This is a genomic window from Corynebacterium sp. ACRQJ, assembly GCF_022346045.1.
Classification (GTDB): domain Bacteria; phylum Actinomycetota; class Actinomycetes; order Mycobacteriales; family Mycobacteriaceae; genus Corynebacterium; species Corynebacterium evansiae.
Window position 1 is genome coordinate 69695 of sequence record NZ_JAKRMT010000009.1, and the last position, 22144, is coordinate 91838.

Here is a 22144-nt window from a genome sequence, read left to right on the forward strand (position 1 = left end):
AGAGTGAAACCTACAGCTCGAATACACGGAGGTATTCAATCGTGGCTAACGTCAACATCAAGCCCCTTGAGGACCGCGTCCTCGTCCAGATCGTCGAGGCGGAGACCACTACCGCATCCGGTCTAGTCATCCCGGACTCCGCTAAGGAGAAGCCGCAGGAGGCCACCGTCATCGCTGTCGGCCCCGGCCGCTGGGCAGATGACGACGACCGCATCCCGATGGATGTGAAGGAGGGGGACACCGTCGTCTTCTCCAAGTACGGCGGCACCGAGCTGAAGTACAACGGCGAAGAGTACCTGCTGCTGACCCAGCGCGACATCCTCGCTGTCATCGAAAAGTAAGCGGGTAGCTGCATGTCAAAACTCATCGCATTTGATCAAGAGGCCCGCGAGGGCCTGCAGAAGGGCGTAGACGCCCTGGCGGACGCGGTGAAGGTGACCCTAGGCCCGCGCGGCCGCAACGTCGTGCTGGACAAGGCCTTCGGTGGCCCGACCGTAACCAACGATGGCGTGACCATTGCGCGCGACATCGACCTGGAGGATCCCTTCGAGAACCTGGGTGCCCAGCTGGTTAAGTCCGTTGCCATCAAGACCAACGACATCGCCGGCGACGGCACCACCACCGCTACGCTGCTGGCACAGGCTTTGATCAACGAGGGTCTGCGCACCGTGGCAGCCGGCGCCAACCCGATCGCCGTGAACCGCGGAATCGCCCAGGGCACCGAGCGCGTTGTGGAACTGCTGCGCGAGCTGGCGCAGCCAGTTGCGGACAACGCCGCCATCGCCAACGTCGCCACCGTTTCTTCCCGCGACGAAAAGATCGGCGCCATGGTTGCCGATGCTTTCGACAAGGTGGGCAAGGACGGCGTGGTGACCGTCGAAGAGTCCCAGTCCATCGAGGACGAATCGATCGTCACCGAGGGTGTTTCCTTCGACAAGGGCTACCTGTCTCCGTACTTCGTTACGGACCAGGAGACCGGCCACGCAGAGCTGGAAAACCCGCTGATCCTGCTGGTGCGCGAGAAGATCTCCTCCCTGCCGGACTTCCTGCCGGTGCTGGAGAAGGTTGCTAACTCCGGCAAGCCGCTGCTGATCGTCGCCGAGGACATCGAGGGCGAGCCGCTGCAGATGCTGGTGCTGAACGCCATCCGCAAGTCCCTGAAGGTTGCAGCTGTGAAGTCCCCGTACTTCGGCGACCGTCGCTCTGCGTTCATGGACGACCTGGCTATCGTCACCGGCGGTACCGTCATCGACAGCGAGCTGGGCCACAAGCTCTCCGAGACCACTCTGGAGCAGCTGGGTTCTGCCCGTCGCGTGAACATCACCAAGGAAGAGACCGTGCTGGTCGACGGTGCTGGTTCCGCCGAGGCCGTCGAGGAGCGCCGCAACCAGATCCGCAACGACATCGAGCGCACCGATTCCTCCTGGGACAAGGAGAAGTTCGAGGAGCGTCTGGCGAAGCTGTCCGGCGGCGTGGCCGTCATCCGCGCCGGTGGTGCTACCGAGACCGAGGTCAACGAGCGCAAGCTGCGCATCGAGGATGCGATCAACGCTGCACGTGCCGCCAGCCAGGAAGGTGTAATCGCCGGTGGCGGCTCCGTGCTGGTGCAGATCGCCGCTGAGATCGAGGAGCTGTCCCGCCAGGCAGAAGGTGACGAGGCCATCGGCCTGCGTTCCCTGGCTCGCGCTCTGCGTCGCCCGGCATACTGGATCGCCGACAACGCCGGCCTGGACGGCGCCGTTGTGGTCTCCAAGATCGCCGAGCAGCCCAACGGCTCGGGCTTCAACGCCGCCACCCTGGAGTACGGCAACCTGCTGGAGCAGGGCATCATCGACCCGGTGAAGGTAACCCACTCCGCTGTGGTTAACGCCACCTCCGTCGCCCGCATGGTGCTGACGACTGAGACTGCCGTGGTGGACAAGCCGGCCGCTCCGGCTGCCCAGGCAGGGGCACACGCTGGCCACGCCCACTAGTGGGATAGCCGCTGTAGCCCGCTGCTAGGCAGCGCAGCATTAAAGGGAGAGGGATAGTCCCTCTCCCTTTATTCTTTGTGCACCCAGTCGGCTGCTAGGAGGCTACGCGGCGGTTGCGGTTGCGAGAAGTGGGGCGCAGGATAGCGTCGCGCTCGGACTCGCTGAGGCCGCCCCAGATGCCGTAGGGCTCGCCCACGCTGAGTGCGTGGTTGCGGCACTGCTCAATCACCGGGCACTCGCGGCAGATGGCCTTGGCACGGTGCTCGCGCATAGCGCGGGCACGGCCACGCTCGCCATCCGGGTGGAAGAAGACAGAAGAATCAGCCCCGCGGCATGCGCCATGGAGTTGCCATTCCCAAGTCGAAGAAGCAGGTCCCGGAAGCTGGCTGGGCTGTGGCATTAGGTGGTTACTCCTCGTGAAAAGTCAGATGCTCACTTGTAGTGACGTCTGAGAGGTTCCAATCCTTAAATGAACTCTAAGTAAAGAACGAGTGCCTTTTGGGTATCCAAAACCTGTTCCGACATACCTATTTCGCATAGCGGTAGCCGCCTACCTGCGGGAATGCGGCTAGTTGAACAATGGATTAACTTGTTTCTACGCCACGCCCAGATTCCCCCAAAGGGGGTTAAAAAATTCGCTGCTTAATGTCATCTTCCCGCGGTCTTGCTGGGGGATTGCCAAATAAGGCTGCCAGGAAGGTTGAGGTTAGCTGAAAAACCAGAGCAAAAATGGGAACATGTTTCAGGTTTGTTCCATTGCATCCGTGTGAGGAGAAATCGAACAGTCCCCTTTTAGTCGATCTGGGGCTGTCGGCGCGGTGTGATAGTTTCAATCCACATTGATAAAGACGTTGATAAAGACGTTCGAGCATTTGACGGAGTAGAGGCGATGGCTGCAGACCAGGAAACCGACGAGGAGATTCGAGATCTCCTCCCGGCGGCCATTGATCAAGACCGTCGCGCAGTTAATCGTCTTATTCAGCTAATCCACCCAAAGGTGGTTCTCTTTTGTCGCGGCAAGCTGAGCATGAACGGTTACCCCACGCCCGATGACGTTGCACAGGATGTCTGCATTGCGGTTGCCAAGGCTCTACCCGGGTATGAGGATCGTGGGGCACCGTTTATGGCCTTCGTCTACCAGGTGGCGCGAAACAAGATTACTGACGCCTACCGTTTCCAACAGCGGGACGTATCCGATCCAACGGAGGAATTGCCGGAGGAAGAGAGTTTCCAGGATTCACCTGAAGAGGTGTACTTAAGCCAAGATTCATGTAACGATTTGGCTAGGAAGCTCGATATTCTTAGTGAGAAATCGCGAGAAATCCTTCTTCTTCGAGTTATTCACGGCTACTCCGCAGAGGAGACCGCGGAGATCGTGGGCTCGAAACCAACGGCCGTTCGAGTTGCTCAGCACCGGGCGGTTATGAAGCTAAAGAAGCACGGAATTATTCAAAAGTAGGCAGCTACCTTCGGGTAGTCCAGGAAAGAAAAGAGCTCAATAGCCATGGCGCAGAATGACGGCTTCCGGGAGGGCGAGGAGAACTTCGCCTCCATCCTGGATGTAGATCGCATCCTTGATGCGATCGGCCGCGGCGAGGCGATTCCGGAAACGGAAAACTTTGACTCCAACGACCCTGTTATCGCGGATCTAGTTGCGCACCGTGAGGAGCTCTACCGGGATATTCCGCCCGCGCCGGACGTAAGCTTCCTGTTTGCGGAAGTCAGCGGCGAAGAATCTGAAGCTGAAGCGGCTGAGGCAGCTGAGGGTGCCAACAACAGTTCGCGTCTGCTGCGCACCAGCGCCAAGGCGGCCGCTGCCGGAGGTATTTCTCTGACCAGCATGCTGATCGCCGGCGGAGTGGCCGCCGCTATCGCTGTGGGAGGTCTGGGATACGCTGCCTACTCCAGCTCGCAGGGTGCGCACGTGAAGCGCGAGACCGTGGCAGAAGAGGACGCTGTCGAGGCGGAGGGCTCCAACAGTCTTGCTGAGAGCTCCGCTGGCGGGCAAGGTGGCGTCCTCAGTGAAGAGAGCGTCGCAGACGAGCAGAGCCGCGGCGAACAGGGCGACCGTAAGCCCAAGGGCGAGCAGCGCCAGGAGGAAAAGAGCAAGCCGAGCAAGGCTGCCACGAAGAGCTCCAAGGCTCCTGAGGCGCCGGCTGGGGAGGCGATCCCAACGACCACCATCCTGCTCGGTGGAACGGAAACCCCTGGAGGGGCGGAAGCCCCTGGGCAGCTGGGGCCGGCGATGCCGATGGGTGCCCCGGCACCGACGAACCCCACTGATACGACGTCGAAAACGACGACTTCGAAGACCCAGAAGCCAAGCGAGCCTGCGTCGCCCCGTCAGGATCGACCTACCCCGACCACGGGCGGGCCACGTAACCCGGAGTCGCTGCCGGTGCTCACCGACTACAACGCCCCGCGCGCGGAAGGTAGCTAACTACTTCCCCCAGAGGAACGGCGGGCGCAGACCGTGGAACGCGAAGTCGATCGCGTCCGCGTATCCCAGGCAATAATCCCAGGTCACATAATCATTCGGGTTTGGCTGCGCTGACGGCTCGTGCACCGGCACAAGCTCGTTGTTCAACATCGTGCGAATATTCGACTCGATGATGTCCCAGTCGTAGAAGTGACTGTCCTCGCAATCCTCACACAGCATGGTGATCCCGCGTACCCCGCGCGGCTCCAACAGCTTGCGGAAATCACGGACATTCTGCAGATCCTCCCGCAGAGCCTGAACCTCATCGGGAGACAACGGCGGAACGGCCTCATCAAACTCGTCGGGATCCAGGAACGACGCAGGGTCGTTCGGATCATCGGCGAAAGGGTCCGGCGGCATCTGATCGTGGTTAAAGCTCACACCAACACCGTACCCTGTGGCCGGTTATGCAAGGCAAGAGCATCACCTCACCGCAAACTGGTGAATGAAACGCGCCTAAACTGGGGAATGAAAGTCGCTCAAACTGGTGAATGAATTTCTGATAAAGTGGGGAATGAATTGCTGATAAAGTGGGGAATGAAACGGTGGTAAACTGATGGATCAAGTGAAAGTGGCTGGTGAGGATGGCTGTGGAATATCTTCCTAGAGTTGAAGATCAACGGCTGCAGAGTGCCTTAGAGCGTGCCGGTGGAGTGCTCATCGAAGGGCCGAAAGGTTGCGGAAAGTCCGCGACGGCACGCCAGGTGGCGGGCAGCCTCGTGCAGGTGGATACGGACCTTAATCTAGAGACGCAGCTCAACACCATGCCAGACCTGGCGCTCAGCGGCGCCACTCCCCGCGTTTTCGGCGAATGGCAGGAGGAGCCCCGACTATGGAACCTAGTGCGGCATGAGATTGACCGGCGCCAGGCACCGGGGCAATTCATCCTTACGGGCTCAACTGCGCCGGGGGAGGAGAAGTCCCGCCACTCCGGGGCGGGAAGAATAGCCCGGTTGCGAATGCACACCTTCAGCTTCTACGAGTCTGGCCATTCCAACGGTGCTGTGTCCCTTTCGAAGCTGGTGGAAGAAGGCGAACTGACGCACAACAGTGAAACTGTGTTGGATATCCGAGGAGTCATCGACCGTATGGCCCACGGAGGTTGGCCTGGAAACCGACATTTTTCTACAACTGCGGCTCAGGAAAACCTGCGTAGCTACGCAGAGACCGTGGCGCACGTAGACATTAATGTCACCGACGGCAAACGTCGGGACCCCGTGAAGGTTCAGGCGCTCCTGCGCTCCCTGGCGCGAGGGGTGGCGACAGAGCAGTCCATTAGCGCGATCGCTACTGATATTGATATTGATCGAGCAACTACCAGGGAGTACCTCACCACGCTACAGCGGATTTTCATTGCCGAGGAGCAGCGTGCCTGGTCTTCTCATCTGCGCTCGCGTGCCAGCCTCCGCAAGGTGCCGAAACGGCACCTCGCGGATCCTGCGCTGGCTGCAGCTGTGCTGGAGGCATCTCCGGAAAAGCTACTGCAGAACCTTGAATACGCGGGCCAGATGTTTGAATCCCAGGTGGTACACGATCTGCGTGTGCTCACAGGGCGGCAGATCTTCCACGCCCGTGATGCATCCGGGCTAGAGGTAGACGCGGTCTTTGAATTAGCAGGCAGAACGGTGCTTGTGGAGGTTAAGTTGGGGCAGAGTTCCCAAGTGCTGGATAGAGCTGCACAAAACCTCCAAGCCTTCGCCGATAGATTTGCCTGGGACACTCCTCCGCTGTTGCTGATCGTTACGGGAGGGAACTTGAGCGTTCGGCTTCCCAGTGGCGCATTCGTCACCTCGCTGACCCACCTGGCGCCGTAGTACGCGCCCCGCCGCTACCTAACCCCGGCACACAAAAACGCGCTGCAAAGGGTTATTCTGTAGTACATCGGCGAAAAGACGGCGAGAACTCCCAGGCACCCAAGCCCTGGTAAGGAAGCGCCGCAGAATTTTCTAGAGGAAGGTCGGGCAACCTGTGACGAACCCAGAGATGAACGCGAAGATTTACCCAGTTTCCACCGGCGGCGACGACCCCAACAAGGTTGCACTGGTTGGACTTACTTTCGATGACGTCCTGCTGCTGCCCGCCGCTTCCGAGGTGATCCCCTCCGGCGTGGACACCTCCACGAAGTTCACTCGCAACATTGACCTGAACATCCCGGTGGCCTCCGCCGCCATGGATACCGTCACCGAGGCCCGCATGGCCGTCGCCATGGCCCGCCACGGCGGCATCGGCGTGCTGCACCGCAACCTGTCCATCGAGGACCAGGCACAGCAGGTGGAGATCGTCAAGCGCTCCGAAGCTGGCATGATCACCGACCCGGTTACCGCCTCCCCGGACATGACCATCCAGGAAGTAGATGATCTGTGCGCCCGCTACCGCATCTCCGGACTGCCGGTCGTGGATGACGAGGGCGTGTTGGTCGGCATCCTCACCAACCGCGACATGCGCTTCGAAAGCGACTTCAGCCGCAAGGTCTCCGAGGCCATGACCCCCATGCCGCTGGTCGTCGCCCAGGAAGGCGTGTCCGCCGAAGCTGCCCTGAGCCTGCTTTCCGAGAACAAGGTAGAGAAGCTGCCGATCGTCGACGGTGCTGGCAAGCTGACCGGCCTGATCACCGTCAAGGATTTCGCCAAGCGTGAGCAGTACCCGCTGGCTGCCAAGGACTCCTCCGGTCGCCTGCTGGCCGCCGCCGGTATCGGCACTGGCGAGGACGCCTGGACCCGCGCGGGCAACCTAGTGGATGCAGGTGTGGACGTGCTGATCGTCGACACCGCCCACGCTCACAACCGCGGCGTGCTGGACATGGTCTCCCGCGTGAAGAAGGAGTTCGGCGACCGTGTGGACGTCGTGGGCGGCAACCTCGCCACCCGCGAGGCAGCGCAGGCCATGATCGAGGCCGGCGCGGATGGCATCAAGGTCGGCATCGGCCCGGGCTCCATCTGCACCACCCGCGTCGTCGCGGGCGTTGGTGCCCCGCAGATCACCGCCATCATGGAGGCAGCCGTCCCGGCCAAGAAGGCGGGCGTGCCGATCATCGCCGACGGAGGTATGCAGTTCTCCGGCGACATCGCCAAGGCACTGGCGGCTGGGGCGTCCACAGTAATGCTGGGCTCCATGCTCGCCGGATCGGCCGAGACCCCCGGTGAGATCGTGACCATCAGCGGCAAGCAGTACAAGCGCTACCGCGGCATGGGCTCCATGGGCGCCATGCAGGGCCGTGGCCTGACCGGCGAGAAGCGCTCCTACTCCAAGGACCGCTACTTCCAGGCCGACGTGCAGTCCGAGGAGAAGCTGGTGCCGGAAGGCATCGAGGGTCGTGTGCCGTTCCGCGGCTCCATCGGCTCGATCCTGCACCAGCAGGTCGGTGGCCTGCGCGCTGCCATGGGCTACACCGGCGCAGCGACGATCCCCGAGCTGCACAACGCACGCTTCGTGCGCATCACTGGCGCGGGCCTGCGCGAATCGCACCCTCACGATGTGCAGGGCATCATGGAAGCGCCGAACTACAACCCGAACCGCTAAAGCACGCCTTTAAGGAGCAATCCAGCCATGCAGGAATACGTTGACATCGGACGTGGGCGCGCTGCCCGTCGGGTGTACGGCCTGAACCAAATCGACATCGTGCCGTCCCGACGCACCCGCAGTTCGCACGATGTGGATACGTCGTGGAAGATCGACGCTTATTCCTTCGACATCCCGGTGATGACGCACCCGACCGACTCGATCGTCACGCCCGAGTTCGCCATCGAGTTTGGGCAGCTGGGCGGCCTTCCGGTGATCAACGCCGAAGGCCTCTGGGGTCGCGTCGATGACTTGGACGCAGCCCTGCGCGGGGTTGTTGAAGCTGCTCGCAAGGCTGAATCCGCGCTATTCGAGGAGGATGACGCCGCCTCGGACTCAGAGATCTTCGGCGCCAACGCGGAGCTGCAGCGCCTCCACTCCCTGGACCTGAACGTGGACCTGCTGCAGGAGCGGCTGAACCAGGTGCGGGAATCCGGTGTGCGCTTCGCCGTTCGTGTGTCCCCGCAGAACGCCCGCGAGCTCGCGCCGGCGCTGATCAAGTCCGGCATGGACCTGCTGGTGGTTCAGGGCACCCTGGTCTCCGCGGAACACGTGCACCGCGACGGCGAGCCGCTGAACCTGAAGGAGTTCATCGGCAGCTTGGACATCCCGGTGATCGCCGGTGGCGTGGTGGACTACACCACCGCCATGCACCTGATGCGCACCGGCGCGGCGGGTGTGATCATCGGCTCTGGCCACACCACCAACAACGATTCACTGGGCATCGACGTGCCAATGGCCACCGCCATCGCCGATGCGGCCGCTGCGCGCCGCGACTACCTGGACGAAACGGGCGGCCGCTACGTCCACATCATCGCCGACTCCTCGCTGCGTAATTCCGGTGACGTAGCTAAGGCCATCGCCTGTGGCGCGGATGCCGTATCTCTGGGGCTTCCCTTGGCCACCGCTGCTTCCGCAGGTGCTCCGAACTGGTACTGGCCGTCCACGGCGGGCCACCCGAAGCTGCCGCGCGGCCTGGTGGAAGAGGTAGGCCTGGGCGACGAGCCGCTGCCGTTGAAGGAGCTGCTGTTCGGCCCAACTGCCAACCCGGTTGGTGGAGAGAACATCATTGGCGCCCTGCGCCGCTCGATGGCTAAGTGTGGATACACGGACATCAAGAGCTTCCAGAAGGTCGACCTAGTCGTTCGTTAGTCGTCCGTTAATACAGAAAGACACAACTGATCTGAATGAAGATTTCCCAGTGGTGGCAGCGCACAACTGACCGGTTGCCGATGCAGCTAGCGGTGCTTTCGTGGGCGTCAATAGTAATCGGCGTGGTGGGAATCATCGCCACGATCGTGCTCTACCTCGGCTACCAGCCGCAGCACGGCGACGAAACTGTGAAGATGAACGTCGGCGCGACCGGCGTGATGGTGGGGCTGTACTTCTTCGCGTTTGCGCTGTTCGGCACGATGATTATTCAGGGGCGCACGTGGGGTGTGTCCGGACTGGTGCTGACGCACATCACGCTGGTGTTGATCACGATTACGGTGATCCAGGCGGGTGTGTTCTGGCTGGCTATGATCCTCGGCGTGGTGGCGGTGGTGTCGCTGGGGCTGATCTTCTCCCCGCCGTCGATGGACTGGTACAAGCAGCGCTTCACGGACAGCCGCGGCTAGCTAGCGACCGGTGTGCCCCGTGGCACGCAGGTGCGTTAGAGTTAGGGGCGTGACTCAACAAGACCCAGCTGCCACCGCTCCACGGCCCGTACTTGTCGTGGATTTCGGTGCGCAATACGCACAGCTCATTGCCCGCCGGGTGCGCGAGGTGAACCTGTACTCTGAGGTGATCCCGCACACCATGCCCGCCGACGAGGTTGCCGCGAAGAACCCTGCGGCCTTGATCCTTTCCGGTGGCCCGTCTTCTGTTTATGCAGATGACGCCCCCTCGCTCCAACCCGGACTGCTGGAGCTCGGGGTGCCGGTATTCGGCATCTGCTACGGCTTCCAAGCAATGACCCAGGCCATGGGTGGCACCGTGGCGAAGACCGGCCTGCGCGAGTACGGCCGCACCGAGCTGCAGATCCAGTCCGAGGCTGGTGTGCTGCACGGGGACATGGGGGACAGCCAGCAAGTGTGGATGAGCCACGGCGACTCCGTCTCTGAGGCGCCGGAGGGCTTCACCGTGACCGCCCGCACCGAGGGTGCGCCGGTGGCCGCCTTTGAGTGTCCGGAGAAGCGCATGGCGGGCGTGCAGTACCACCCCGAGGTTCTGCACTCCCCGAAGGGCCAGGAGGTGCTGCGCCGCTTCCTGCTGGAAACCGCCGGGCTGGAGCCGACGTGGACCGCGGGAAACATTGCCGAACAGCTGATCGAGCAGGTACGCGAGCAGATCGGCGACGAGGGACGCGCTATCTGCGCTCTGTCCGGTGGCGTGGATTCCGCCGTGGCGGCTGCGCTGGTGCAGCGTGCGATTGGTGATCGACTGACCTGTGTGTTCGTCGACCACGGTCTGCTGCGCGCCGGTGAGCGCGAGCAGGTGGAGAAGGACTTTGTGGCCGCCACCGGTGCGAAGCTGGTGACGGTGGACGAGCGCGAGGCGTTCCTGCAGAAGCTGGCCGGCGTGACTGAGCCGGAGGCTAAGCGCAAGGCCATCGGCGCGGAATTTATTCGCTCCTTCGAGCGTGCCGTGGCGGGCGTGCTGGCCGATGCTCCGGAGGGGTCCAGCGTGGACTTCCTGGTGCAGGGCACCCTGTACCCGGATGTCGTTGAATCCGGCGGCGGCACCGGCACCGCGAATATCAAGAGCCACCACAACGTCGGCGGCCTGCCGGACGACGTGGAGTTTGAGCTGGTGGAGCCGCTGCGCCTGCTGTTCAAGGACGAGGTGCGCGCCGTGGGTCGCGAGCTGGGCCTGCCGGAGGAGATCGTGGCACGCCAGCCGTTCCCGGGGCCGGGTCTGGGCATCCGCATCATCGGCGAAGTGACGGAGGATCGCCTGGAGACTCTGCGTGCCGCTGACGCGATCGCCCGCGCTGAGCTCACCGCCGCTGGCCTGGACGACGTGATCTGGCAGTGCCCGGTGGTTCTGCTGGCGGACGTGCGCTCCGTGGGTGTGCAGGGCGATGGCCGCACCTATGGTCACCCGATCGTGCTGCGCCCGGTATCCAGTGAGGACGCGATGACGGCCGACTGGACCCGCATTCCTTTCGACGTGTTGGAGAAGATCTCCACGCGCATCACCAATGAGGTGGAGGAAGTAAACCGCGTGGTGCTGGACGTCACCAGCAAACCGCCGGGAACCATCGAGTGGGAGTAAGGGCGGTTTTTCGCCCGGCTTAGAAATTTTTTAGAGGAAACTTCCGGAATACTGATTTTGCATCGCTAACTAGGTTATGCTTTAGCGCAAAGTCGTTTGCAGACCCATGCAAAGTTGATCGAAAGGTATTCCTCTATGGCTTCTAAGTTTGTTCGTAGCGCAACCGCTATTGCCGCAGCATCTGCACTGGCTTTCGGTGGCGTAAGTGTTGCATCCGCCGCGCCGGCTGGTTCCCTGGGTGGCCTGACTGGCTCCCTGGGTGGCGAGAAGGATCTGGACGTCCCGCAAGGTGACAAGCTCAAGCTGGGCAACGTTGGTGGCCCGGCCTGGAATGTTGACGTCTACAAGCAGGTTCATGGCGCAACCACCGTTGCTCCGGGCGCTACCGTGAAGACCCGTGTTGTGATTCAGGGTGTGAAGGGCAAGACCCGCATCGATGAGGTCCTTGAGTGGATGCCGAAGGGCTTCAAGCTGGTGAAGGTTGAGCGCATGAAGGGTGGTCTGCTGGGTAACGGTGTCCACGAGCTGGGTCAGGGCGAGTACGCGGTTACTGAGAACAAGGATCGGACCGAGGTTCGCGTTTCTTGGGAGGAGGGTCTGCTGATTAAGCAGAAGCCTACCGTCGATACCGCCACTCCACTGCTGCTGGACTTCACCTGGAAGGCTCCAGAGAAGGAAGGTACCTACAAGAACGGTGCCGGCGCTAAGGTCGGCGCTGCTGTGAACAACAACAAGGTCTTCGACAATGGCACCCCGATCGTAGTGAAGAAGGGGGCAGCTCCGGCTGGCTCCGGCGCTTCCGGCAGCCTGTCCGGTAGCCTCTCCGGCTCCTAATAAAAGCTGAAATAGCTTTTCGGCCCGCATTCCCCGGCGTTTGGGGGAGTGCGGGCCGTTTTGCTTGCACGCGGTGCTCTTTGAGCGCTACTTCTTGTTCTTATCGATCGGCTTGATGTGCGCGGTGCCGTCGATGTGCGGGTAGATAAACCAGGTGTACGCGCTGGCGATGACCCACGCGATGGCCATGAGAACCCACGAGCGTGTATTCAGTAGCGGGAGCGCCATCAGTGCGATCCATAGCGGGAATAGGGGTGCGACCTGCGCTGCGCTGGTGCGATAGCGTTCGCCACGCTTTTCCACCTCCGCACGTACCTGTCGGCGGTAGGGGTGGCTAAACGTCAGAAGTAGTGCCGCACCGACATTGAGGATCAGCACGATAGCTTGAAAGCCGGGCGCGAGCGGCGCAACCATAATGCCCACTGCCAGGCCGAAGAGTACCGAGGCGGCGGCACGCACGGGCGTGGGTGGGGCGATGACGGGCTCGTTGCGGTTTGTTGGGCTCATGGTTGCCTATTTTAGGTGACGCCACCTTTTCCGCCCCCTTCAACCTGCGTCTTTGTTGCCGCGTTTGACGCTGCTGCGCGGGGAGGGATATATTCGACCCCAGCGAGTTAGAACAGGTGTTCTAATATGTGTTGCGTGCGGGGTAGCCCTGTACGAGGGCGCTGATAGAACATGCGGTGTCGGACAAGAGGGAAGGGAGGTGGCAACCATGGCGCAGTCTGCAGGGGAATCTGCGGCGCAGGCGACGATTGCCAGCCTGCGGCGTAAGATGCAGCAGATCGAATCCGGGGGAGCTCCGATGGCCAGCGCCTCGAGTGCGGCGGTGCTGGGATCGGCGCCGGTGGGGAAGGGGGCGTCACAAAGAAAAGAATCACAAAGAAGAGACAGCGTGCGTGTCGCACCGGTTCCGGCGTGGCTGGCCGAGCACCTGCCGGGTGGCGGGGTGGCGCGTGGACAGGCGACGCAGATTTCGGATTGCCCGGCGGTGCTGGTGGATGTGCTGGCGCACCTGACGGCGCAGGGGATGTGCGTGGCGGTGGTCGATTATCCGCGGCTGGCGATCGCGGCGGTGGCGGCCGCTGGCGGCGACGTGGAGCGACTGGTGCTGGTGCCGGATTCCACCCCGCACACGGCGGCAGTGCTGGGCACGCTGGTGGAAGGGATGGATGTGGTGCTGTTTGCGGCGGGTGGGCAGCTCGGCAAGCAGGGCGGTGGCGGGGCCGTGAGCTCGACCGTAGCGCCGACCTTCGCGCGACCCGTGGAGGCGCGGCTGCGGAAGAGCGAATGTGCCTTGCTGGTGTGTGGGAAGGCGTGGCCGCAGGCCAGGATGCACGTGGAACTGCAGGTATGCGGTGTGCTGGGGCTGCGTCGCGGGAGTGGGCGCATCCGTGCCGTGGAGGTCGCGGGGCGCGTGTGGGGTAAGGCTCAGCCGCCGAGTGCGGTGCGGGCGACGATTGGTGCAGAGGGCATAGAGAGCACAGCGGGCACAGTGGGCACAGAGGACACGGCACATGCGCACTCCGGATAGCGCGGTGCGGGTGGCACCTGCGACCCACAACAGGCGGGTGGCGGTGCTGTGGTTCCCGGATTGGCCGGTGTACGTCCAAGCGCAGTCGCGCGGGTGGGACGTGCTGGCATCCGCCGCAGTGATCGCCGATTACCGGGTGCTGGCCTGCAATGCGGCCGCGCGCGCCCAGGGAATCCGGATCGGAATGAAACAGCGGCACGCGCTGGCGGCGTACCCGCAGCTGAACGTCGCGGCGGACGATCCCAGCCGACAGGCCTCTGTGCACGAGGACGTACTGGCCGCGCTGCAGGACGTCAGCGCAGTCGTGGAGACTCTACGCCCCGGACTACTTGCCTTCCCGGTGGACGCGCTCGCCAGATACTACGGCGACGAGGCCAGTGCGGTGGAGAAGCTGCTGGATGCCGCCGCGCGGATACACGCCGACTGTCTGGCCGGCGTGGCCGATGACTTGGTCTCGGCGGTATGGGCGGCCCGGCTGGGCAAGAGCATCCCTGTAGGAGGCAGTGCGGAGTTCATTGCGAAGCTGCCGATCAGCGTGCTGAGTATCGAACCGGAGCTGCGCGCCCCCGCACACCTCAGCGCCACCTTGCAGCAGCTGGGGCTACGCACGATGCGCGATTTTGCCGGGTTGCCGCGCGCAGACGTGGCTGCGCGCTTCGGGCAGGAGGCCGTGGAGTGGCACCGCATCGCCAGCGGACACGTCGACCGGGATGTTGCACCCCGGCGGCACCGGGAAGACCTCGAGCTGCGCTACGAGGCTGACGAGCCCATCGCGCGTACAGAAACCGCCGCATTCATTGCCCGGCACGTGGCCTCTGCGCTGCACAACAAGCTCTTCGCCGCCGGCGAGGCCTGCCTGCGTCTGGCCGTGCGGGCCTACCTGGAACCCCCGGTGGGATACACCGGGCCGACCGTCATCGAGAGGCTGTGGCGCTGCCGCGAACCGCTCTCGGAACAGGACACCGCCCAGCGGGTGCGCTGGCAGCTCGACGGCTGGCTCACCCGGCTGCGCGCCGGGGTGGGGACGGCTGGCGGAGCTACCGGAGAGGTCGACGAGGCCGACTGGGCGGACAACACCGTCGGGGTGACGTGCATCGAACTCGTACCTGTGGAGACCGTCCCGGCGGGTAGCCTGGCTGCGCCACTGTGGGGCGGGCCAGATGAAGGCATCCGCGCCGCCCGCGCCGCCGCCGGGCGGGCGCAAGCACTGATCGGCATGAACCGCGTGCTCCGTCCCATCCACCGCGGCGGCCGTGCCGTAGCCCGGCGTATCGCCACCGTGCCCTATGGCGAGGACGACCCGGAGGAGGTGACCGCCCTGCCGACCCGCCAATGGGAAGGGCAGCTGTTGCCCCCTCTGCCGGGGCTGATCGGCTCGCCAACCAGTGGTGATGGCGCCCCCGGTGCCAGCGGTCGCAACTCCGGCGGCCGTGGCCCCAGCGAACGCAATCCCAGCGCCGCGCATCCCGCAGCGCGGCTGGCGCTGCTGGACCGCCAGGGTGATGCCGTGTACGTCACCGGCCGCGGGCTGATGAGCTCCCCGCCGGAAAACCTGCAATGGGGCGCCCGGCGGCTCCGCATCACCGGATGGGCCGGCCCCTGGCCGGTCGACGAGCACTGGTGGGCCGAGGGGAAGCGCTACGCCCGGCTGCAGGTCGCAGCCCGCGAGGAAACCCGCGAAGAAACCCATAGTGAGCCCCACAGCGGACACCGCAAGGATGCTCCGAAAGACTATGCATTTCTGCTGGTATGTAAAGGGAAGCAGTGGCGGATCGAAGCGACTTACTAGCCCGCCTGCAGCTTCCAACTTGGTACTGTTGTAGGCATGCCTACAACTAGAAACGCGCAGGCCGGACAGCCCGAAACCGGGAAGCCCGCCACTCAGACCTCCGGCGGAATCTACGCGGACATGTGCTCCCAGCGGACCGATGAGGCTCTCCCCGGCACCGCCAAGCCGGGCAAGATCATCCTCGCCCTCGAGTTCGTCACCAACTGGGGCCACGACATCCTCGACGGCACCGCGCTAGGGGAGGAGCTCACCGAGAAGGTCGAGAAGTTCCTCAAGGACAACGGCGCTCAACTGCAGTTCATCCGCCGCCCCGGCCGCGAAGGCCAGCAGCGCGCAGCCAGCGCCACCCGGCAGCTCTACATCAGCTGGGCCGAAGGCTACGGCGACGACCCCACGCCCATCCTCGAAAGCCTGCAGGTCTCCGGACCTGAGGCGCTGCTGGACCTCGACCTCAGCGCCCCCGGCGCCGCCGGAGGCCAGCGTATCGACGGCCCACTGCTGCTGGTGTGCACCCACGGCAAGCGCGACAAGTGCTGCGCGGTCTTCGGCCGCCCGGTAACCGACGAGCTCACCGCCAAGTACGGCCAGATGGTCTGGGAATCCTCCCACACCAAGGGTCACCGCTTCGCCCCCTCCATGATCCTGCTGCCCCACAACTACTCCTATGGACAGCTCGGCACCGCCGGCGCCAGCAGCATGCTGGAGCGCGCCAAGCAAGGCGAGCTGTGGCTGGAGGGCTGCCGCGGCCGCGGAGTCTGGGACCCGGTCGGCCAGGCCGCGGAACTGGCCGTGGCGGAGAAGCTGGCCAGCGAAGGCCGCCACGTCAAGCTCGCCAGCATGCGCGTGACCAAGCCGGAAGCGGCCGGAGACGCAGACGGCACCACCGAGGTGCGCGTCGTGACCGTTGCGGCGGAAGCGAACCCAGAAGCGGGTGCGGAAGCGAACCCAGATGCAGGTACAGAACAAGAAATCACGGTCCGCCTAAGCGCGCACCCAGGCGGAACCTCCGTTCCCTCCTGCGGTAAGGAGCCCAAGCAGACCGTGACGTGGGTCGCGGAATTCTAAACGCACAACAAAACCCCGGACTAATTCATTGAACTGAACTAGCACCCGGGGTTTCGCGCTCACTAGTGGCGCGTGCTGACTAACGGCGCATGATCTTCTTCGACAGCCAGTTTCCGCCCAGCTGCGCGATCTGCACGATCACGATGATCACTGCAACGGTCGTCCACGTAACGGCGTCATTAAACGAACGATAACCGTAGACAATCGCGAAGTCACCCAGACCACCTGCACCGATGTAACCGGCCATGGCGGACATATCCACGATGGCGATGAACATGAAGGTGAAGCCCAGGATCAGCGGGCCCAGCGCCTCGGGGATGATCACCGTGAAGATGATCTTCAGCGGCGAGGCACCCATCGCCTTGGCGGCCTCGATTACGCCCGGGTCGATCGCCACCAGGTTCTGCTCGAAGATACGCGCAGCGCCGAAGGTGGCGGCGACGACCATGCCGACGATGGCCGCTTCCGTACCGATACGGCTCTGCACCACCAGGTCCGTCAGCGGGCCGATCGCCGTCAGCAAGATGATGAACGGGATCGGGCGGATGAAGTTCACCAGGAAGTTCGTGATCCAGTAGACCACCCGGTTCTGCAGAATGCCGCCCTTGCGGGTGGTGTACAGCAGCAGGCCGATGATCAGGCCCAGTACCGAGGAGATCAGCAGCGTGATCGAGACCATGTACAGCGTCTCGAAAATCGCCTTCTGGAACGTGTTGCCGTAGCGGTCCCAATCCATTTGCGCGAGGGTCATCGTGTTCATCGGATCTCCTCAATCTCGGTGGAATCCTGCATGTGGCTGTGGAATTCCTCGATCGCCTTTTCGCCGTCGGCATTGTGGGCCGTCAGGCGCAGGGTAAGGCGGCCGAAGCTGTGGTTCTGGAGGGTGGTGACGCCACCGTGGACGATGTTTACCGTCACCCCTGCAGCGGACAGCTTCGAGATGGCATCGAAAAACCCGATTCCCTCGGCCATGGTCACAGTGAAGAGACGACCGTTTTCGGACTGCAGCGCCTCCGCCTCGACCATGTCGGGGGTGTTGCGCAGCGAGGTGGCCACGAAGTTGGCGGCAGTCTTCGTCTGCGGGTTGGAAAATACCTCGTAGACGCTGCCCTGCTCCACGATGCGGCCGTTTTCCATCACGATCACGGAGTCGGCGATGGAACGCACAACCTCCATCTCGTGGGTGATCACCACGATGGTGATGCCGAGCTCGCGGTTCACTTTACGCAGCAGCTCCAGCACGTCGCGGGTGGTGGAGGGGTCCAGCGCGCTGGTGGCCTCGTCGGCCAGCAGCAGGCTGGGGTTGGTGGCCAGCGCGCGGGCGATGCCGACGCGCTGCTTCTGGCCACCGGACAGCTGCTCCGGATAGGCCTTGCCCTTATCGGACAGGCCGACGAACTCCAGCAGTTCCTTGACGCGCTCTTCCCGCTGCTGCTTGGGCATGCCCTGCAGGCGCAGTGGGTAGGCGACGTTACCTGCCACGTTGCGGGAGGAAAACAGGTTGAACTGCTGGAAGATCATGCCGATATCGCTGCGCAGCTTGCGCATCTGCGATTCCGGCAAGGGAACGATGTCCTGGCCGTCCAGCAGGATCTGCCCGCTGGTGGGGCGGTCCAGGCCGTTGATCTGCCGGACAAGCGTGGACTTGCCGGCGCCGGAGTAGCCGATGATGCCAACGATGGAGCCCGCCGGGATCTGCGTGTTGATGTCCTGCAGGGCGTGAATTTCCTTCTTGCCCTGCTTGAAGACCTTCGTCACGTCACGGAAGACGATCTCCGTGCCGGTACTGCCGGTACTGCCGGCAGCGCCGGTGTTGCCGGCGCTGGGCTGGTCGACGCCAGGTTGTGCGTCTGTAGCCATAGGGAACCTCTTTTAAGAGTTGGGGTTAGTAGTGCCGATTGGGCCTACTTCTTGATCTGGTCCTCAGTGTCCTTCAGAACCTTAGCCAGCTCCTCCGGGCCCATCTGGACCTGGACGGAGGTGCCCTTGGACTGCTCGTTCAGTGCATCCTGAACGTCCTTGGAGTGCCAGACCTCAACGAGCTTCTTCAGATCCTCGTCGTCCTTGTTCTCCTCGGTGGTGACGAAGGCGTTGATGAACGGCTTGGCGGACTCTGCCTTCGGGTCATCCTCGACGATGGCGGACTTCGGGTCGATGTTGCCGCGCTCCAGGAAGGAGTTGTTGATGACGGCCGGGGTGCCGTCCTTGTAGGCGGTCACAGTCTGGGCGGCGTCCACCGGGGTGACCTTGACCTTGGACTTACCCTCGTCGATGTCGGCCGGGGTCGGGGAGAGGATCTTGTCATCCTTCAGCTTCACCAGGCCAGCGGATGCCAGCACGTGCAGGGCGCGGCCCTGGTTGGTCGGGTCGTTCGGGATGGCAACCTCGCCGGCTTCCTCGATGTCCTTGACCTCGCTGTGGTCCTGGTAGTACACGCCCAGCGGGATGATCTCGGTGGCGCCGATCGGCACCAGGTTGGAGTCGTTGTTGACGTTGTAGTCAGCCAGGAACATCAGGTGCTGGAAGTTGTTGACGTCGATCTCGCCGTCGGCCAGCGCGCGGTTCGGCAGGCTGTAGTCGCCGAACGGAACCAGTTCAACGTTCAGGCCTTCTTCCTTGGCCTTTTCCTCAAACACCTGCCACTGCTTCTGGCCCTGGTCGGTGGTGCCGACCTTGATCGTGTCGTCGTCACCGCCGCAGGCGGTCAAGCTGAAGGCCATAACTGCTGCAGCTACACCGGCTGCTACTTTACGGCGAAGGGACATGGGATCCTCCTGGATAGTCATGGGGCCCGGTGCTCTGTCGAATGTCCGGGCTGAACTGTGCGATTAAAGTAGCACTCTAAACCAGAATGAACAACTTAGTCTAGTCTCAGTTTTGGCCGCCCTTGAGGGGAGTTTGCCCACTCTGGCGAATAATAGAATGGGTGTTCTATAATCGCTCTGTGTCTGTTGAACCCCGCGACCCCGCCGGCGAGCCGAACCCTGCGCCCCGCCGCACGCTACGCAAGCCGCAATCCAGGAGCTTTTCGCAGGGCCGGCCGCTTAGCTGGGCGCAGCTCGAAAGCGTGCTATCCGGCAGGGGGCCAGGACTGCGGAACCTCCGCGCGGTCGGAGTAGGGGAAGGCCAGCAGCGCATCACGTCGCTCGGCCCTGCGGAGGCGGATGGCACTGGGGCCGAAGGGGCGTCACAAAAAGGAATAACCACCCCCTTCGCAGAGCTCCACGCCTGCAGCGCCTACAACTTCCTACGTGGCGCGAGCCAGCCCGAGCAGATGGTTGCAACGGCTTGTGAACTGGGGCTAAGCGCGCTTGCGTGCGTGGATCGCGACGGTTTCTACGGGGCGGCGCGCTTCGCTACGGCGGCGGCGGAGAGCGAAACGGACCTCGCCACGGTATTCGGCGCGGAGCTGAGCCTCGACGTGCCACTCACGGTGCTGTGCAAGGGGCGCGAAGGCTACACGCGGCTCAGCCGGGTTATTTCGGACGCCCGCATGGCCGATCCGGACAAAGATTCCGTCCGGTACCCCAGCCTGCCCCAGCTGGCAGAGGCAGCCGGCGGCCACTGGCTAGTACTGCTGGATTGGCGCTGGGCGGACGCACGGCTCGTGGACATCTTCGGCGCGGACAACGTCGTCGTGGAGCTGCAACACACGATGAACCCCGCCGACGCCGACCGCAACGAGCGCCTCCATACCCTGGCAGTGCGCCACGGCCTACGCGAGATCGTCAGCAGTGCCCCGGCGTGCGCCACCCCTAAGCACTCCCGGCTGGCTGGGGCGAAGGCCGCGCTGCGCGAGCGGAAAGACATGGCGGCCGCGGAGCCGACCACCCACCCGGTCGGCGGCTCGTGGTTGCGCTCGGGCGAGGAGATGCTGCAGCTTGCGGGCGATTGCGAGTGGCTGGCGCGCGCCGTGGAGACCACCGTGCAGGTTGCCGAAGAATGCGCCTTCACGCTGGATCTTGTCGCGCCGAACCTGCCGCACTTCCCCGTGCCGGAGGGGTACACGGAAATGACCTGGCTGCGCGCCATCACCGAGCGCGGCGGGGCGCGGCGCTACGGCCCGCGCGGTTCTTCCTCCGCCGCCAACCAGGCCTGGGCCACCATCGACCGCGAGTTGGAAACCATCGAGCAGCTGGGGTTTCCCGGCTACTTCCTGATCGTCCACGACATCGTTGCCTTCTGCCACGAGAACAACATCTTTTGTCAGGGGCGAGGGTCCGCGGCGAATTCCGCGGTGTGCTTTGCGTTGGGGATCACGACGGTGGACGCTGTGGCCTCCGGCCTGCTCTTCGAGCGCTTCCTCTCCCCGGAACGCGACGGGCCACCCGACATCGACCTCGACATCGAATCCGGGCGGCGCGAGGAGGCGATCCAGTACGTGTACTCCCGCTATGGCCGCGAGAACGCCGCGCAGGTGGCGAACGTGATCACCTACCGCCGCCGAGGCGCCACCCGCGATGCCGGACGTGCCCTCGGCTACGCGCCGGGCCAGATCGATGCCTGGACCCGCCACCCGGAACAGACCCCCGACGCCGTGCAGCACTTAGCCGAGCAGATGCTGGACCACCCCCGCCACCTGGGTATTCACTCCGGCGGCATGGTGATCTGCGACCGTCCGATCGCGCAAGTTGTGCCGACGGAATGGGCGCGGATGGAAGGCCGCTCGGTGGTGCAGTGGGACAAGGACGACTGCGCGGCCGTGGGGCTGGTGAAGTTCGACCTGCTGGGGCTGGGCATGCTGGAGGCGCTGCACCACGCGGTGGATCAGGTGCGCGCCCACCGGGGGCGGGAGGTGGAGCTGTGGCGGCTGGACCCCACGGAGCCGGAGGTCTACGCGATGCTCTCCCGCGCGGATGCGGTGGGAGTGTTCCAGGTGGAATCTCGCGCGCAGATGTCCACCCTGCCGCGACTGAAGCCGCGCACCTTCTACGACCTCGTGGTGGAGGTCGCGCTGATCCGCCCCGGGCCCATCCAGGGCGGCTCCGTGCACCCCTATATTCGCCGCCGCAATGGCCTGGAGCCCGTGACCTTCGACCATCCGTGCCTGGAGCCCGCGCTGACGAAGACCCTGGGCATCCCGCTGTTCCAGGAGCAGCTGATGCAGATGGCCGTGGATGCCGCGGGCTTTAGCGGCGCCGAGGCCGATACCCTGCGCCGGGCGATGGGATCCAAGCGCTCGCCGCAGAAGATGGAGCGGCTGAAAAAGCGCTTCTACCAGGGGTTGGAGGCGAAAAACGGGATCCGCGGGGTAGTGGCTGACCGGTTGTGGGACAAGATCGTGGCCTTTGCCAGCTACGGCTTCCCGGAGTCACACTCGCAATCTTTCGCCTCCCTGGTCTACTACTCCGCGTGGTTCAAGTACCACTATCCGGCGGAGTTCTGCGTGGCCCTGCTGCGCGCCCAGCCGATGGGGTTCTACTCGCCGCAGTCCCTGCTGGCCGACGCGCGCCGACACGGCGTGGAGGTTCTTCCCGTGGACGTGAACGCTTCGGACGTGCAGGTGGATGCGGTTGTTTCCTTAATGACGCCCCCACGTACCAACCGGCCCACGGGAGTTCACGGGCTAGGCCGGGGGACCGGCGAGCCGGTGGGGCAGATCCGGCTGGGGCTCAGCGGGGCGGGCGGGGTGAAGGGGATCTCCGCAGAGGTGG

General features: G+C 63.7%; 20 protein-coding genes. 14 read left to right on the top strand and 6 right to left on the bottom strand.

Annotation, left to right across the window (positions count from 1 at the left end):
* Positions 1–41: 41 nt before the first annotated feature.
* Both groES and groL read left to right on the top strand, forming a co-directional pair.
* Complete coding sequence (gene groES, locus MHX52_RS06505) at positions 42–341, top strand: co-chaperone GroES (RefSeq protein WP_011274097.1); 300 nt, start codon at positions 42–44, stop codon at positions 339–341.
* A gap of 12 nt (positions 342–353) precedes the next feature.
* The gene (gene groL, locus MHX52_RS06510; protein WP_049049767.1) at positions 354–1973 is read left to right on the top strand and encodes a chaperonin GroEL; all 1620 of its coding nucleotides are present in this window, start codon (positions 354–356) and stop codon (positions 1971–1973) included.
* A gap of 94 nt (positions 1974–2067) precedes the next feature.
* Here the strand turns inward: groL and MHX52_RS06515 are convergent, their stop codons facing one another.
* Complete coding sequence (locus MHX52_RS06515; protein WP_005291806.1) at positions 2068–2373, bottom strand: WhiB family transcriptional regulator; 306 nt, start codon at positions 2371–2373, stop codon at positions 2068–2070.
* A gap of 489 nt (positions 2374–2862) precedes the next feature.
* On the opposite strand from MHX52_RS06515, the gene MHX52_RS06520 reads away from it, so the two are divergent.
* Together MHX52_RS06520 and MHX52_RS06525 are read left to right on the top strand one after the other, a co-directional pair.
* Positions 2863–3432 (top strand): sigma-70 family RNA polymerase sigma factor, encoded by a 570-nt coding sequence (locus MHX52_RS06520; RefSeq protein WP_049049768.1) that lies wholly within the window; start codon positions 2863–2865, stop codon positions 3430–3432.
* Positions 3433–3477: 45 nt separating this feature from the next.
* Complete coding sequence (locus MHX52_RS06525) at positions 3478–4413, top strand: hypothetical protein (protein ID WP_035003070.1); 936 nt, start codon at positions 3478–3480, stop codon at positions 4411–4413.
* On the opposite strand, the gene MHX52_RS06530 is transcribed toward MHX52_RS06525, so the two are convergent.
* Positions 4414–4812 carry a DUF5319 domain-containing protein gene (locus tag MHX52_RS06530; protein ID WP_034985018.1) on the bottom strand — a complete coding sequence of 133 codons (399 nt, stop codon included), beginning with the start codon at positions 4810–4812 and terminating at the stop codon, positions 4414–4416.
* A gap of 293 nt (positions 4813–5105) precedes the next feature.
* Between MHX52_RS06530 and MHX52_RS06535 the strand changes: the two genes are divergently transcribed.
* The 6 genes from MHX52_RS06535 (at position 5106) to MHX52_RS06560 (ending at position 12102) form a co-directional block, all read left to right on the top strand.
* A complete protein-coding gene (locus tag MHX52_RS06535; RefSeq protein ID WP_239317221.1) occupies positions 5106–6266 on the top strand; it encodes a DUF4143 domain-containing protein in 1161 nt (386 codons plus the stop codon).
* Between the two features lie 169 nt (positions 6267–6435).
* Complete coding sequence (gene guaB, locus MHX52_RS06540) at positions 6436–7971, top strand: IMP dehydrogenase (protein WP_035003144.1); 1536 nt, start codon at positions 6436–6438, stop codon at positions 7969–7971.
* A gap of 27 nt (positions 7972–7998) precedes the next feature.
* A complete protein-coding gene (locus MHX52_RS06545; protein ID WP_035003074.1) occupies positions 7999–9162 on the top strand; it encodes a GuaB3 family IMP dehydrogenase-related protein in 1164 nt (387 codons plus the stop codon).
* A 35-nt stretch (positions 9163–9197) separates the two neighbouring features.
* On the top strand, positions 9198–9629 hold the full coding sequence (locus MHX52_RS06550) for a hypothetical protein (protein WP_239317223.1): 432 nt from the start codon (positions 9198–9200) through the stop codon (positions 9627–9629).
* Between the two features lie 49 nt (positions 9630–9678).
* Complete coding sequence (gene guaA / locus MHX52_RS06555) at positions 9679–11268, top strand: glutamine-hydrolyzing GMP synthase (protein ID WP_239317225.1); 1590 nt, start codon at positions 9679–9681, stop codon at positions 11266–11268.
* Between the two features lie 135 nt (positions 11269–11403).
* Positions 11404–12102: a hypothetical protein gene (locus tag MHX52_RS06560; protein WP_239317227.1), complete on the top strand. Its 699-nt coding sequence runs from the start codon at positions 11404–11406 to the stop codon at positions 12100–12102.
* 87 nt (positions 12103–12189) lie between these two features.
* Here the strand turns inward: MHX52_RS06560 and MHX52_RS06565 are convergent, their stop codons facing one another.
* On the bottom strand, positions 12190–12609 hold the full coding sequence (locus MHX52_RS06565) for a hypothetical protein (protein WP_049049773.1): 420 nt from the start codon (positions 12607–12609) through the stop codon (positions 12190–12192).
* A gap of 208 nt (positions 12610–12817) precedes the next feature.
* Between MHX52_RS06565 and MHX52_RS06570 the strand changes: the two genes are divergently transcribed.
* Genes MHX52_RS06570 through MHX52_RS06580 form a run of 3 tightly spaced genes read left to right on the top strand, consistent with a single transcriptional unit; the run spans position 12818 to position 16490 of the window.
* The gene (locus MHX52_RS06570) at positions 12818–13636 is read left to right on the top strand and encodes a hypothetical protein (RefSeq protein ID WP_239317229.1); all 819 of its coding nucleotides are present in this window, start codon (positions 12818–12820) and stop codon (positions 13634–13636) included.
* Positions 13620–15425: a DNA polymerase Y family protein gene (locus MHX52_RS06575; protein WP_239317231.1), complete on the top strand. Its 1806-nt coding sequence runs from the start codon at positions 13620–13622 to the stop codon at positions 15423–15425. The genes MHX52_RS06570 and MHX52_RS06575 overlap by 17 nt, the downstream gene beginning before the upstream one ends.
* Positions 15426–15461: 36 nt before the next feature.
* Positions 15462–16490 carry a sucrase ferredoxin gene (locus tag MHX52_RS06580; RefSeq protein ID WP_239317233.1) on the top strand — a complete coding sequence of 343 codons (1029 nt, stop codon included), beginning with the start codon at positions 15462–15464 and terminating at the stop codon, positions 16488–16490.
* Between the two features lie 79 nt (positions 16491–16569).
* Here MHX52_RS06580 and MHX52_RS06585 read toward each other — a convergent pair whose 3' ends face one another.
* From MHX52_RS06585 to MHX52_RS06595, 3 genes are read right to left on the bottom strand one after another with little or no spacing between them, the layout of a single operon-like run.
* Entirely contained in the window at positions 16570–17250 is a 681-nt protein-coding gene (locus MHX52_RS06585; protein WP_034984925.1) for a methionine ABC transporter permease, read from the bottom strand.
* Entirely contained in the window at positions 17247–18350 is a 1104-nt protein-coding gene (locus MHX52_RS06590) for a methionine ABC transporter ATP-binding protein (RefSeq protein WP_239317235.1), read from the bottom strand. The genes MHX52_RS06585 and MHX52_RS06590 overlap by 4 nt, the downstream gene beginning before the upstream one ends.
* Before the next feature lie 44 nt (positions 18351–18394).
* Positions 18395–19255: a MetQ/NlpA family ABC transporter substrate-binding protein gene (locus MHX52_RS06595; RefSeq protein WP_034985012.1), complete on the bottom strand. Its 861-nt coding sequence runs from the start codon at positions 19253–19255 to the stop codon at positions 18395–18397.
* A gap of 161 nt (positions 19256–19416) precedes the next feature.
* Here MHX52_RS06595 and MHX52_RS06600 point away from each other — a divergent pair.
* Positions 19417–22144: error-prone DNA polymerase (locus MHX52_RS06600; RefSeq protein WP_370642225.1), on the top strand; the 2728-nt coding region annotated here is incomplete at its 3' end.

What these genes read in the sequence shown, in the direction of transcription:
- groL (WP_049049767.1), top strand. Translation starts at nt 354, where the DNA reads ATGTCAAAACTCATCGCATTTGATCAAGAGGCCCGCGAGGGCCTGCAG.
- MHX52_RS06515 (WP_005291806.1), bottom strand. Translation starts at nt 2,373, where the DNA reads ATGCCACAGCCCAGCCAGCTTCCGGGACCTGCTTCTTCGACTTGGGAA.
- MHX52_RS06520 (WP_049049768.1), top strand. Translation starts at nt 2,863, where the DNA reads ATGGCTGCAGACCAGGAAACCGACGAGGAGATTCGAGATCTCCTCCCG.
- MHX52_RS06525 (WP_035003070.1), top strand. Translation starts at nt 3,478, where the DNA reads ATGGCGCAGAATGACGGCTTCCGGGAGGGCGAGGAGAACTTCGCCTCC.
- MHX52_RS06530 (WP_034985018.1), bottom strand. Translation starts at nt 4,812, where the DNA reads ATGCCGCCGGACCCTTTCGCCGATGATCCGAACGACCCTGCGTCGTTC.
- guaB (WP_035003144.1), top strand. Translation starts at nt 6,436, where the DNA reads ATGAACGCGAAGATTTACCCAGTTTCCACCGGCGGCGACGACCCCAAC.
- MHX52_RS06545 (WP_035003074.1), top strand. Translation starts at nt 7,999, where the DNA reads ATGCAGGAATACGTTGACATCGGACGTGGGCGCGCTGCCCGTCGGGTG.
- MHX52_RS06550 (WP_239317223.1), top strand. Translation starts at nt 9,198, where the DNA reads ATGAAGATTTCCCAGTGGTGGCAGCGCACAACTGACCGGTTGCCGATG.
- MHX52_RS06560 (WP_239317227.1), top strand. Translation starts at nt 11,404, where the DNA reads ATGGCTTCTAAGTTTGTTCGTAGCGCAACCGCTATTGCCGCAGCATCT.
- MHX52_RS06565 (WP_049049773.1), bottom strand. Translation starts at nt 12,609, where the DNA reads ATGAGCCCAACAAACCGCAACGAGCCCGTCATCGCCCCACCCACGCCC.
- MHX52_RS06570 (WP_239317229.1), top strand. Translation starts at nt 12,818, where the DNA reads ATGGCGCAGTCTGCAGGGGAATCTGCGGCGCAGGCGACGATTGCCAGC.
- MHX52_RS06575 (WP_239317231.1), top strand. Translation starts at nt 13,620, where the DNA reads ATGCGCACTCCGGATAGCGCGGTGCGGGTGGCACCTGCGACCCACAAC.
- MHX52_RS06580 (WP_239317233.1), top strand. Translation starts at nt 15,462, where the DNA reads ATGCCTACAACTAGAAACGCGCAGGCCGGACAGCCCGAAACCGGGAAG.
- MHX52_RS06585 (WP_034984925.1), bottom strand. Translation starts at nt 17,250, where the DNA reads ATGAACACGATGACCCTCGCGCAAATGGATTGGGACCGCTACGGCAAC.
- MHX52_RS06590 (WP_239317235.1), bottom strand. Translation starts at nt 18,350, where the DNA reads ATGGCTACAGACGCACAACCTGGCGTCGACCAGCCCAGCGCCGGCAAC.
- MHX52_RS06595 (WP_034985012.1), bottom strand. Translation starts at nt 19,255, where the DNA reads ATGTCCCTTCGCCGTAAAGTAGCAGCCGGTGTAGCTGCAGCAGTTATG.